Source organism: Ornithinicoccus hortensis, assembly GCF_006716185.1.
GTDB classification, from domain to species: Bacteria; Actinomycetota; Actinomycetes; order Actinomycetales; family Dermatophilaceae; genus Ornithinicoccus; species Ornithinicoccus hortensis.
The window spans coordinates 666,157-678,262 of sequence record NZ_VFOP01000001.1 but is presented as its reverse complement, the minus strand read 5'-3'; the positions used below and the strand labels follow the sequence as shown (position 1 = coordinate 678,262).

Annotated in this window: 11 protein-coding genes; 2 read left to right on the top strand and 9 right to left on the bottom strand. The window is 73.9% G+C overall.

Annotated elements, in window-relative coordinates:
- Positions 1-492, bottom strand: a complete 492-nt coding sequence (locus tag FB467_RS03090) for a DUF4446 family protein (RefSeq protein WP_228393344.1) — start codon at positions 490-492, stop codon at positions 1-3.
- Between the two features lie 79 nt (positions 493-571).
- Here FB467_RS03090 and FB467_RS03085 point away from each other — a divergent pair, with 79 nt between their 5' ends.
- Entirely contained in the window at positions 572-2,677 is a 2,106-nt protein-coding gene (locus FB467_RS03085) for a hypothetical protein (RefSeq protein WP_141783796.1), read from the top strand.
- Positions 2,678-2,977: 300 nt separating this feature from the next.
- Here FB467_RS03085 and FB467_RS03080 read toward each other — a convergent pair whose 3' ends face one another.
- From FB467_RS03080 to FB467_RS03045, 8 genes are read right to left on the bottom strand one after another with little or no spacing between them, the layout of a single operon-like run.
- A complete protein-coding gene (locus FB467_RS03080; protein WP_141783795.1) occupies positions 2,978-3,736 on the bottom strand; it encodes a glycosyltransferase in 759 nt (252 codons plus the stop codon).
- A 13-nt stretch (positions 3,737-3,749) separates the two neighbouring features.
- Entirely contained in the window at positions 3,750-4,634 is an 885-nt protein-coding gene (locus FB467_RS03075) for a DUF5926 family protein (protein ID WP_141783794.1), read from the bottom strand.
- Between the two features lie 27 nt (positions 4,635-4,661).
- On the bottom strand, positions 4,662-6,149 hold the full coding sequence (locus tag FB467_RS03070; protein ID WP_141783793.1) for a UDP-N-acetylmuramoyl-L-alanyl-D-glutamate--2,6-diaminopimelate ligase: 1,488 nt from the start codon (positions 6,147-6,149) through the stop codon (positions 4,662-4,664).
- A gap of 20 nt (positions 6,150-6,169) precedes the next feature.
- Positions 6,170-6,889, bottom strand: a complete 720-nt coding sequence (locus FB467_RS03065) for an HAAS signaling domain-containing protein (protein WP_141783792.1) — start codon at positions 6,887-6,889, stop codon at positions 6,170-6,172.
- Positions 6,886-7,233, bottom strand: a complete 348-nt coding sequence (locus FB467_RS03060; protein WP_141783791.1) for a PadR family transcriptional regulator — start codon at positions 7,231-7,233, stop codon at positions 6,886-6,888. Before FB467_RS03060 ends, FB467_RS03065 begins: the two co-directional genes overlap by 4 nt.
- Before the next feature lie 60 nt (positions 7,234-7,293).
- Complete coding sequence (locus FB467_RS03055; protein ID WP_141783790.1) at positions 7,294-9,309, bottom strand: MMPL family transporter; 2,016 nt, start codon at positions 9,307-9,309, stop codon at positions 7,294-7,296.
- A gap of 55 nt (positions 9,310-9,364) precedes the next feature.
- The gene (locus FB467_RS03050; RefSeq protein WP_244932762.1) at positions 9,365-9,958 is read right to left on the bottom strand and encodes a response regulator; all 594 of its coding nucleotides are present in this window, start codon (positions 9,956-9,958) and stop codon (positions 9,365-9,367) included.
- Between the two features lie 56 nt (positions 9,959-10,014).
- Entirely contained in the window at positions 10,015-11,229 is a 1,215-nt protein-coding gene (locus tag FB467_RS03045; RefSeq protein WP_170230542.1) for a sensor histidine kinase, read from the bottom strand.
- A 117-nt stretch (positions 11,230-11,346) separates the two neighbouring features.
- On the opposite strand from FB467_RS03045, the gene FB467_RS03040 reads away from it, so the two are divergent.
- The gene (locus FB467_RS03040) at positions 11,347-12,087 is read left to right on the top strand and encodes a GAP family protein (RefSeq protein WP_141783787.1); all 741 of its coding nucleotides are present in this window, start codon (positions 11,347-11,349) and stop codon (positions 12,085-12,087) included.
- The last annotated feature ends 19 nt before the right edge of the window (positions 12,088-12,106 follow it).

Sequence of the window (12,106 nt, the reverse complement as noted above, 5' to 3'; positions counted from 1 at the left end):
TCAGGCGTCCTCGCCCTCCCGGGCGGCCGCGAGCGCCTGCTGCTCCTCCGGGGTGAGGGTGACGTCGCTGCGGCCACCGACGATCCCCTTGGCGTAGGTCCGCGACTCCCCGCGGGCGTGGATCGAGCTCAACACCATCCCGTCGCCCCGGTCGTCGATGACCGCGGCCGAGAAGGACAACCGACCGCCCATGTCGCCGAAGGCGTCGTAGCGCACGACCGCCACGTGCTGGAGGGACTGGGACACCTCGTCCCGGAGGCCGGCCACGGTGCGTTCCAGGCCGTCGATGCGGGTCCGTTCCGTGCCGAGCGCCGCGGACTGCCGGTCCAGCACACTGGCCACGTCGCCGGGGTCATCGCCCCACAGCACCTCGAAGCGGTGCAGCAACGCGGCGTGGTCGCGGCGCGCCCGCCAGGCCAGCAGCAGCCCGACGACGGCGAGTGCCGCAGCGGCGATCGCCACCACGGTCAGCACCTCGGGGGACAGGGTCACGCCGACAGGGTATGCGGACTGGTGGACTCCCCGCGCCGGGTGTCAGCATTCCCGCAGGTCGCGCCGCTACCCTCCTGGGGTGACCCTCTTGCCCGGACGCCGCTTCGCCTGGGCGCTGCTGGCCGCCGTGCTGGGCGCGCTGGTCGTGGGCGGGGTCGGGTCGGCCGCGGGACTGGGCTACCCGTCGGACTCGGCGGTGCCGCTGCGCGGATCCGGCTCGGGGCCCGTCGTCGTGGTCGGGGTCCCGGGCCTGGAGTGGACCGACATCACCCCCGAGGACACGCCGACCCTGGACGGCTGGCGCCGGGAGGGAGCCACCGGCGTACTCGTCGTGCGGGGGGCGCACCCGCTCACCTGCGCGGCGGACGGGTGGCTCACGCTCGGGGCCGGGCAACGGGCCGCAGCGGACCTGCCCGGTGGCGGCGCGGGCGTCTGTGGCCCGCAGGGCATCACGCTGGAGGAGGGCACCCCGCTCCCCGGCTGGGAGACCTGGCTGGAACGCACCGCCGCCCGACCGCTGGACGCCCAGCTGGGCACCCTCGCCGACGCGCTGGCCACGGGCGGCAGCGGGTGCGTGTCGGCATACGGACCCCTCGCAGCTGTCGGTGCCGCCGACCCGGTGGGAGAGGTGCGGGACGTCGGACCCTCCCTGCCGGAGTGGGACGGCCGGCTCTCGGAGTGCTCGGTGCACCTGGTGGACGGTGCGACCGGACTGGCCGACCCGGAGACCATCGCCGACGAGGGCGCGGCACCGGCGGCCCTCGATGCCGAACTGGCCCGCGTCTCCGCGGCCTGGCCGGAGGACACGGTGGTGGTCGTCGCGGGACTGTCCGACACCGGCACCACCCCGGCGCTGCGGGCGGTCCTGGTCACCGGCTACGAGGGCCCCGCGGGGATGCTCGGCTCCACCAGCACCCGGCAGTGGGGCATGGTCGCCACGCCCGACCTCACCGCCACGGTCCTCACCCTCGCGGGCGCGACGGCCGGCGACGGCCTCCCGGACGCCGTGGCGGGCCAACCCGTCTCCGTCCTCGACCGGGGCGCGGCCGAGCGGCTCGACCGTGACCTGGGGGTCGCCGCCGCCGCGAGCATGGTCCAGCAGCTCGCCGGACCCGTGCTCGGTGCCCTGCTGGTGGTCTTCCTGGCCGCGCTGGTGTTGGCTGTCCGCCGGTCCCGGACCGGCGCAGCGGTGGTGGCCACGGCGGCCGCCGCCATCCCGGTCAGCACCTTCCTGGCCGGGCTGCTGCCCTGGTGGCGACCGGACAGTTGGGTGGTCGCAGGGGTCCTGCTCGGCCTGGTGATCCTGCTGTGGTCGGCCCTGATCACCGCGGTCGCCTGGAGCGGGCCGTGGCGCCGGACGGTCGTCGGCCCCCCGGCGGTGGTGTCCGCGGTGACCGTGGCCGTGCTGAGCCTCGACGTGGTCTGGGGCGGCCGGCTCGGCCTGATCGGCCTGCTCGGCGTGCAGCCGGTCGTGGCCGGACGGTTCTACGGCATGGGCAACGTCGGGTTCGGGATCGTGGCCGCCGCCGTGCTGCTCCTGGCCGCCTTCCTCGCCGCGGCCCTGGGCCGGGGTCGGACCGCGGCCGTCGTCGTGCTCGTGCTCGGGGCCGCGGTGGCGGTCGTCGACGGCTGGCCCGGTTGGGGCGCTGACTTCGGTGGCGTGCCGGCGATCCTGGTCTCCGCCGGGCTGCTGTCCCTGGCCGCGGCGGGAGTCCGGCTGACCCCGCTCCGGTTCCTGCTGATCGGCGCGGCCGCAGCCGCGGTCTCCACGGTGCTGATGGTGCTGGACTGGTTGCGGCCCCCGGAGCAGCGCACCCACCTGGGCGCGTTCGCCCAGGACGTGGTCGACGGGACGGCGTGGACCGTCGTGCTGCGCAAGCTGGACAACAGCCTCGGCATCCTCGTGCACTACCCGGTCTCCTGGGTCGCCGTGCTGCTGCTCGCGGCCGTGGTGTGGGGGCTGGCCCGCCCGGATTCCCCACCCGGCAGGCTGCTGGCTCCCCTCTGGCAGGTGCCGATGCTGTATGCCGGGTCGCTGGCCCTCGTGGTCTGTTGGGTGATCGGGTGGGGGCTCAACGACTCGGGCATCGCCATCGTCGGCATTGGCCTGGCGATCGTCGTCGCCACCCTGCTCGCCGTCCGGCTGCGGCTAGACCCCGGCACCGGGGATCCGGCGCATCGGTAGACGACCGCCACGACCGTCGCCGCCCGTCCAGCCATCCCTCCAGACTGCGGTGCCGCGGTGCGTGCCTGTCGCCCTCCAGCCACCGCGCGCGCTCGTCTCTCGAGGGTCGGTCGTGAGCTGAGCTACCCCGTCGTATGCCGTGCGCCCCGGGCCGGATGCCTCCGACGCCCGCCCGACGGACCGCCCGCACTCCTTGCGCGGAAACATTTGGGTGCTATAGGCCCCACAAGTTTCCCCACACGCTGCGCGGCACGGCCGCCCAGCCCCCGCCGCCCGGTCCGCAGGTCGACAGGTCATCGCTTACCCGCCCGCACCGTCCGGCCCACCGGCGCGGGACGGTCGCCAGGCGCCGCGGCGGGCCAGCGCCCACCAGGCGTCCCGGTACTGCCGGGCCCGGTGCACCTGGGACCGCAGGTCACGCCCGGTGACCCGGTGGTGCAGCTCGCAGGGCACCTCCAGCACGCGACCGCCTCCCCGCAGCACGTCGACCGTGAGCCCGACCTCGACGCCCCACCCGCCGGCCAGCGGCAGCGCCCCGTCGAACGCGGCGCGGGACAGGCAGCGCATGCCGCTCAGCGGCTGCGTCGGGGTCCACCCGGTGAGCCGCTGGATCCCGGTGGTGGCCATCCGAACGACGAGCCCGAACCCGCCGCCACGCCGCAGCTGCGGCGGCAGCACGGCGATGGTCATATCGGCCCGTCCCTCGAGCACCGGTGCGCACAGCGGGCCCAGGTTGGCCGCGCTCTCCTGCAGGTCGGCGTCCACGAACAGCAGCGCCCGCGGCTCTGCGGGGCCGTCCGGCCCGTCCTGCTGGAGTCCGTCGAGCCGGGCCACCTCGGCGGCCCCGCTTGTCATGGCGGCCGCCTTGCCCCGGTTGCTGGGGTGCCGCACGACCACGGCGCCCTCGGCGGCGGCGATCGCGCTGGTGTCGTCGGTGCTGCCGTCGTCGACGACCACGACGAGGTCGACCTCCCGGAGGTCGCCGAAAGCCACCAGCGTGGCCGCCAGCCGCTGTGCCTCGTCCTTGGCCGGCACGACGGCCGCCACCCTGGTGCTCACCGGGTCACCGGCCTCAGCGCAGCGTCACCTGGCGGCTGACCAGGCCGTCGCGGGCCCGGCGCTCCTCGGGTGTCAACGGCTCGGTCTTGGCCAGCGCCCCGGCATACCGGTCGGCCAGGTCCGCCAACGCGCCGACGTGGTCGGCGGACGGGACCGCGGGGTCGACCTCCAGCACCGGCACCAGCAGCCCGGCGGCCCGGAAGGCCCCCAGCAGGGTGGTGCCCTCGCCGAGCGTGTGCTGGCCGGCGGCCTGCAACCGGGCCAGCGCCGTGGTCGCGGCGTCCTCGTCCTCGGCCAGGATCCAGCGGATGTAGGCCCGCTCGCCCATCTTGCACCAGTAGGCGGAGGGTTGCCCCTCCAGCTTCTCGGTGGGCACCGCGGCGGCGTTGGTCTGCTCCAGGGAGGCCTGCACCTCGGGGGTGACGTTGTCCGGGTCCTCCAGCCAGAAGGTGAAGTCCTCGTGCACCTCGACGTCCAGCTGCTGACCCTCGACGAGCACGTCCTCCAGGCGCGGGGTCTGCGCGGTCGCGGGTCCCACGGCGCGGATGGTGGTGCCCGGCTCGGCGGCCACGGCGGTCTGGATCGCGGCCACGATGTCGCGGCTGGCGTCACCGCTGGAGGTGCGCGACTGGAGGGCCACGAGCACGGTGCCGTCCTGGCGGTGCAACGCCGGCAGCGCCCCCGGCAGCACGCTGGCCAGGGTGATCTCACGCGGCTCGGCGTCCGGCAGCCGCACCTGCAGCGGCGCAGTCGCGGCCGGGATGATCTCCCGCATCGCCACCCACTCGGTCTCCTGCGGCAGCCCCTCGAAGGGACGCGCGACGAACGGGGCCCGCGAGGACGCGGCTTTGCTGGTGGCGCCCTGGTCGCGGCGCTTGCGTCGTGATGCCTTACCCATGCGCGGCATCCTACGGTGGGGCGGCGCTCATTCCCTCGTCCGCCGCAGCGCGAGCGCCTGCACGGCCTGGTCCATCTCGTCCCACGGGATCGTCTCGGTGTCCCGCTCCAGGGTGTGCTCCGGACCCTTGCCGGCCAGCACCACGGTGTCGGCCCGGTCCGCCTGCGCGACGGCATACCGGATCGCCTCGACCCGGTTGCCGATGCTGGTGAAGTTCTCCCTGCCCGCCTCGCGGGCCCCGCGCTCCATCTGGGCGAGGATGTCGGCCAACGGGGTGTCCCGGTGGTCCTCCTCGGTGAAGACGGCGACGTCGGCGCACCGGGTCGCGACGTCCCCCAGCGGGGCCCGCTTGGACGGGTCCCGCGGACCGCCGGCGGAGCCGAGCACGACCCACAGTCGCCCCTCGGTCGTCACCCGCACGGTCTCCAGCGCCTTCTCCAGGCTGGGCGGGGTGTGCGCGAAGTCGACGATCACCCGGGGATCGCCGTCCTGGCGGGCCACCATCTCCATCCGCCCGGCGACGCCGCCGAAGGTGGCCAGCCCCTCCAGCAGGACGGCCGTGGGCACCCCGGTGCGGTGTGCCCCGGCCAGCGCCGCGAGGGCGTTGGCGACGTTGAACCGCCCGATCATCGGCAGGACGGCCTGGGCCTCACCGTCCGGTCCGTGCACGGTGAACCGCAGGTCGTCCGGCCCCTCCACGACGCCGGTCGCCCGCCAGTCCGCGTCCGCACCGTCCGCGCTGTATGTCGTGTGCCCGGCTGCGAGGGGCAGCAACTGCTCCGTCCACGGGTCGTCGGCGTTGAGGACCGCGTGGGCGGCGCGCTCGACCAGCTTGGCCTTGTCCGCGAAGTAGCGCTCCATCGTCCCGTGGAAGTCCAGGTGCTCCCCGGTCAGGTTGGTCCAGATCGCGACGTCGAAGTCGACGCCCCGCACCCGGTCCAGCGCCATCGCGTGGCTGGAGGCCTCCACGACCGCGTCCTCGGCCCCCGCCGCCACCATGTCCCGCAGGATCGCCTGCACCTGGGGCGCCTCGGGGGTGGTGAAGTGGGCGGGCGGCTGCCGCAGTTCCCCGTCGGGGAGTTCGTAGCCGATCGTAGACAGCAGCCCGGTGGGCCGCCCCGCGCTGCGCAGCAGGTGCCGCGCCAGGCAGGAGGTGGTCGTCTTGCCGTCCGTGCCGGTGATCCCGAGCACGGTCAGCTGGCGGCTCGGGTGACCGGCCAGCTCGGCGGCGGCGTCGGCCAGCGCCGCCCTGGTGGCCGGCACCACGACATACGGCAGCTGGCTGGTCACCCCGTCGGGAAGGCCCTCCCCGAAGACTGCGACCGCGCCGCGGGCCGCTGCCTGCCCGATGAAGTCGTGCCCGTCGAACCGGGCTCCGCGGATCGCCACGAAGACGTCGCCGGGCGTGGCCCACGCGGCCTGGTGCGTGATGCCGGTGACCTCCGGGTCCCTGTCCGGTCCTGCGCACTCGGGCACGGGCAGGTGCAGTGCGGCAGCCAGCTCTCCGAGTCTCATGGGCGCAAGACTAAGGTCCGTCACCGCCGGACGCGTCCCAGCCCGGCCCGGGTGAGGCGGACCACCAGCCAGCCACCGCCCAGCACGACCAGCGCGAGGGCGGCCCAGGACCCGGCATACACCCCGTTCACGCCGACCAGGGCGTTACCGAGCTCCGGCAGCAGGCCCATCAGGGCGAGGACCACCGGCAGCAGCAGGATGTGCGCCAGCTTCTCCCGGCCGTTCCACAGCCGGGAGTTGCCCACGAAGAGCACCAGGGCGATCCACAACGGGGCGACCAGGGCCGCGGCCGCGGTCGCGGCGACGATGCTGCCGCCGAAGGAGGAGGTGCTCGCCCCCGAGGAGTCCGTGCTCGTCACCACCCAGGCCGACGATCCCCCGATGACCACGGCCGAGGCGAAGACACTCACCACCTGCACCACGGCCACGAAAACGGGCACCCAGTCGCGGCTGGCCAGCGGTGGCCGGTCGGGGTACGGAGCGGACATCGGGCCGGCGACGCCGACCACTGCCGGACGCCCCGCGTAGGCCTCCCGCGCGACCTCCTCCGACGGACCGACCTCGGCGAGGACCGCCCGGACCTCCTCCTCGGAGGGGCCCGGCCGGTCCGCCAGAGCGGTGTCGATGTGCTCGCGCACGCCGTCGAGCACCTCCATCCGATCCTCGGGAGGCAGGCTCGCGAGCCGGCGGGCGAGGTCCTCGAGGTAGCCCTCGATGAGTCGGCTGTGCGTATTGTTCACGGTCTTCCTCCCTCGCTGAGCGCGGCGTCGACCGCGGTGCGGAACGGGATCCAGGTGCGCTCGAAGGCGGCCAGTGCCGCGGCACCCTGGTCGGTGAGGTCGTAGTAGCGGCGGGGTGGCCCGGACGAGGACTCCTGCCAGGTGGTCTCCACCAGGCCCGCCTTGCGCAGCCGGGCCAACAGGGGATAAAGCGTGCCCTCGCTCGACATCAGCACACCGTCACGGGTGAGCCGGCGGGCGATGTCGAGTCCGTACAGCCGACCGTCCTGCAGCATGGCGAGCACGCAGTACTCCAGGGCACCCCGCCGGAGGTGGCTCAGGATCGCGCTGTCGCCAGGTACCATGCATCACACGGTACCTGGTGATACTCAGCAGGACAATGGGCTCCTGGCGGGGTTTTCTCCTCAGCGGCGGTGCCGCCCGGGGGCGGTCCCGACGGGGCCGGCCACCACCCGCGGCCACCAGAACCGCTCGCCGAGCGTCAGCACGATCGCGGGGACGAGCACCGTGCGCACCAGCAGGGTGTCCAGGAGCACGCCGATGCAGATCACCACACCGAGCTGGGCGAGCACGACGAGCGGCAGCACGCCGAGGACCGCGAAGACCGCCGCGAGCAGGATGCCGGCGCTGGTGATCACACCACCCGTGGCACCGAGGGCCCGCAGCACGCCGGACCGGGTGCCGTGCCCGCGGGCCTCCTCCAGGGTCCGGGTGATCAGGAAGATGTTGTAGTCCACCCCGAGCGCCACCAGGAAGAGGAAGGCCAGCAGCGGCACCCCGGAGTCCAGCGCCGAGAAGTCGAGCACGCCGGTGAACAGCCACCAGGAGATCCCCAGGCTGGCGGCGAAGGTGCACACCACCGACGCGACCAGGATGACGGGGGCGAGCACGGAGCGAAGGATCCCGGCGAGCGCGACCAGCACCAGGCCGAGGATCAGCGGGATGATCAGCGTCCGGTCCCGCGCGGTGCCTTCCGCCTCGTCCAGCGCCTCCGCCTCGGCGCCGCCCACGTGGGTGTCCGGCAGGTCCGCGACCGCCGCGCGGAGGTCGCGCACGGACTCCTGCGCCTGGGCGCTGCCGGGCTCGGCATCCAACACGACGTCGAGCCGGGTGATGCCCGCCTGCTGCAGGCTGACCCGGGCCGACCCGACTCCCTCGAGTGCGGTCAGCTCCTCCTCCAGCGCGGCCGCCTCGTCGTCGCCGGCCCGGGTCACCACGGTGGTGGGCTCCGCCGTGCCGGCGGGGAAGGACTGCGCGATCCGCGTCGCGGCCGTGATCGCCTCGGGCGTCTCCAGGAACTGCTCGTCGGTGCTCAGGCCGAGGTCGATCCGGAAGAGGCCGGTGGCCAGCACGGCCAGGAACAGCAGGCTCCCCACGATGTATGCCGGGGGCCGGGTGGCGACGCGGTCGCCGACACGCCGCCAGACCGACCGGGAGTCCGCCAACGCCTGCTGCCCGACCTGCGGCACCCGCGGCCAGAACACCCAGCGGCCGAAGAGCACGAGGACGGCCGGCAGCACGACGAGCACGAACACGGCGGCGGTGAGGATCCCGACCGCGCAGGCGAGGCCCAGCCCCCGGGTGGTCGGGATGACCGACAACAGCAGGGTGAGCAGCCCGACGAAGACGGTGGCGGCACTGGCGAAGACCGCCTCGGCGGCACGGCGCAGCGCCAGCGCCATGGCCGCTCCCCGGTCGTCGTGCTCGCGCAACTCGTCCCGGTACCTGGACACCAGCAGGAGTGCATAGTTGGTCCCGGCCCCGAAGACCAGGACGGACAGGATGCCGATCGTCGACTCGTCCCACGGGATGTCGAAGGCCGCCAGGACCCGGGTCGCCAGCACCGCGGCCATCCGGTCGGCCAGCCCCACCACCGCCAGCGGGATGATCCACAGGACCGGGCTGCGGTAGGTCACGAGCAGCAGCAGGGCCACCACCGACGCGGTCGCGATCAGCAGCGTGGTGTTCGCCCCCTCGAAGACCCCGGCCAGGTCGGCCTCGATCCCGGCCGGCCCGGTGACCTGGACCGTCACCCCCTCCGGCACCGCCTCACGCAGCTCGGTGCGCAGGTCGCCCACCTCCTGCGAGGTCTGGGTCGCCGTGGCCGAGGGCACCGTCTGTATGCCGAGGGCCGCCGTCCCGTCCTCGGCCGGCTGCAGCGGGGAGACCAGTTGTTCGAGCTCGCCGATCCGGTCGCCCAGCTCCCCCTCGTCGGCGGTGAACAGGATGAGCGCCACCGACTCGTCGTCCTCCGGCAGCTCGCCCAGCAGCGCGGTGGCCGCCGTGCTGTCGTACCCCTCCGGCAGCGAGTCGGTCGGGGACGGCGAACGCTCGGCCTCGCCGAGCAGCCCCAGCACGAGGAGCGCCACCACCAGCCCACCGAGGGTCACCCACCACGCGGTCCGTCGATTGCTGATCACAGCACCCGACTATGCCAGGCGCGGGCGGCTCGCGCGTCCCGCGAGGGGGGCGTGCCTACTCCGTGCCGAGCCCCGCCTCGCGGGCCAGGATCCCGGCCTGCAGCCGGGAGGTGCACCCGAGCTTGCCGAGCACCCGGGAGACGTGGCTCTTGGTGGTGCCCTCCGAGATCGTCAGCTGCTGCCCGATCTCGGCGTTGGACCGGCCCTGCGCCAGGTAGGTCAGCACCTCCAGCTCCCGGGCACTGAGCTCGGCCAGCCACGGGGGAGGCTCGGGCTCGCTGGGCGGCTCGACCGACACGAAGGCGTGCAGCAGCCGGCGCGTCACCTCCGGGGCGATCACCCCCTCACCTGCGGCGACCCGCCGGACTGCATCGACCAGCGCGTCCGCCTCGACCGTCTTGAGCAGGAACCCCACGGCGCCGGCCCGCAGCGCCCCGAAGACGTACTCGTCCAGGTCGTAGGTGGTCAGCACCAGCACCTGGGCGAGCCCCTCGTCCACGATCTGCCGGGTCGCGGTGATCCCGTCGGTGCCCGGCATCCGCAGGTCCATCAGCACCACGTCGGGCCGCAGCGCCCGGGCGTTCGTCACGGCGGCCGCCCCGTCGGCCGCCTCGGCGACGACCTCGATGCCGCCCCCGCTCTCCAGCATCAGGCGCAGGCCCGAGCGGATCGCGGCATGGTCATCGGCCAGCAGGACCCGGATGCTCACCGGACCACCACCTCCTTCAGGGGCAGTGCCGCCGACACGACCCACACCCGCTCGTCCTCCGCGCTCCACCCCGCCTCGAACGTACCGCCCAGGGTGGTGGCCCGGTCGCGCATGGTGCGCAGCCCCATCCCGCTCCCTGTGAACGATCCGACCCGTCCGTCCGGGCACCGGCAGCTGACCTCGAGGGACAACCGGCGCCCGTCCTCCCGGACGCCGACCACCACCTGCCCGCCCGGCGCGTGCTTGGTCGCATTGGCCAGGCTCTCCTGGAGGATCCGGTAGGCCGCGTGGTCGACCACGGACGGCAACGGGGGCAGCTCAGCAGGGTCGCCGTCGACGGTGACCCGCAGGCCGGTGGACCGGGCGGAGTCGACCAGGGTCGCCAGGTCCGCCAGGTGCGCCGCTGGGGAGACCTGGTCCTGCTCGGTCTGGAGCAGCAGGATCATCTCCCGCAGGTCCTCCAGGGCCCGCACGCTCGCAGCCCGGATCTCGACCAGGGACTCCTCGATCTGCGACCGGCCGGGGCGGAGGGCGGCCCCCGAGTGGATCGCGATGGTCGACAGGTTGCTGGACAGGGCATCGTGCAGGTCCTGCGCCATCCGGTTCCGCTCCTCCCGCACCGCCGTGGTCCGGCGCAGCGCCGAGAGCCGTTCCAGGTCCTCGGCCCGCGCCCGTTCGAGGCTGGCCAACTCTGCCTGCTGGCGCACCGAAAGTCCCCACCACGCCGGAGTCCCCAGCAGCGCGAAGAACTGCAGCAGCATGAACGCGGTCGCCCGCGAGTCCCCGGTGACCACGAACGTCGCCACCGGGGCGATGGCGATCGGGACGCCGATGGCGATGATGGCCGGGCGGACCCACTCCGCGCGGGTATGCAGCACCAGGCAGTACAGCGCATCGACCAGCACCACATACATCCCGATGCTGCCGCCGAGGTAGACGTCGACCGCCAACAGCGGGACCACGACCGCCGTGACAGTGACCGGCCGCCGTCGCTTGGCGAGCAGCGCCACGCACCCCGCGAGCAGTGGCGCCGCGTGCCACCACCGTCCCTGCGCCCACTCCGGCGGGGACCACGACGCCCCGCCGACGACGTCGACCATGCCGAGCGGGATCAGCACCAGCCCCAGCACCGCCGTCGCCGCGGCATCCACCGCGTCCCGGCGGCGTGGTTCCGCCCGCAGCCGGCGCCACAGGGAGAGCGGGGTGTCCATGGCGCTATCCCAGCACAGACGGCCCGCACGCCGATCGGTCGAAAGTCGCACCGGTCCGCCGCAATCTCGGTCGGACGACCGACGACAGCACGGGTGGGTGGCCCGGAGCATGACCGTATGACGTTCGCACTCGCCGGCACGCTGCTGGTGCTGGCCCTGGTCGACTCCACCAGCTTCGGCACCCTCCTCATCCCGATCTGGTTCCTCCTCGCGCCGGGGCGGGTGCCGGTCGGGCGGATGCTCGTCTTCCTGGGCACGGTGGCCGCGTTCTACCTCGGGGTCGGGGTCGCTCTCCTGTTCGGGATGGGTGCCCTGCTCGACCAGCTCAACGGCCTGACCGAGAACCCGGTCTTCCTGCGGGCACAACTGGTCCTCGGCGTCGGCCTGCTGGTGTGGAGCTTTTTCATCGGCAAGCCACGCAAGGATGCAGACGGGACGAGGGCGCCCGGTCGGCTGACCCGGTGGCGCGAGCGCGCGCTAGGCCAGCAGGGCACGCGCACCGGCCTCGGAGGTCTGGTGACGCTGGCCCTCGCCGCCGCGATGGTGGAGGTCGCCACGATGCTGCCCTACCTCGGCGCGATCGGGCTGCTGGGCACCTCCGGCCTCTCCGTCCCCGAGCAGGTCGGCGCCCTGGCGGTCTACTGCCTCGTGATGGTCCTGCCGGCCCTCGTCCTCCTGGCCGGACGGCTGGTCGCCCACCGGTTGGTCGACCCGCTCCTGCAGCGCATCGCCCGATGGATGGAGAAGAGCGGTGGCGAGATGACGGCCTGGATCGTCGGGATCCTAGGGTTCCTGATCGCCCGCGACGCCGTCGCCCGGATGCCGGAGCTGCTCGACTTCCTGGACGGACTCGGCTGACCCCCTCGGGGGCGCCTAG

Excerpts from the sequence above, each read along its gene's own strand:
- FB467_RS03045 (WP_170230542.1), bottom strand. The coding sequence starts at position 11,229 with ATGGACACCCCGCTCTCCCTGTGGCGCCGGCTGCGGGCGGAACCACGC.
- FB467_RS03060 (WP_141783791.1), bottom strand. The coding sequence starts at position 7,233 with ATGGTACCTGGCGACAGCGCGATCCTGAGCCACCTCCGGCGGGGTGCC.
- FB467_RS03070 (WP_141783793.1), bottom strand. The coding sequence starts at position 6,149 with ATGAGACTCGGAGAGCTGGCTGCCGCACTGCACCTGCCCGTGCCCGAG.
- FB467_RS03050 (WP_244932762.1), bottom strand. The coding sequence starts at position 9,958 with ATGCTGGAGAGCGGGGGCGGCATCGAGGTCGTCGCCGAGGCGGCCGAC.
- FB467_RS03040 (WP_141783787.1), top strand. The coding sequence starts at position 11,347 with ATGACGTTCGCACTCGCCGGCACGCTGCTGGTGCTGGCCCTGGTCGAC.
- FB467_RS03075 (WP_141783794.1), bottom strand. The coding sequence starts at position 4,634 with ATGGGTAAGGCATCACGACGCAAGCGCCGCGACCAGGGCGCCACCAGC.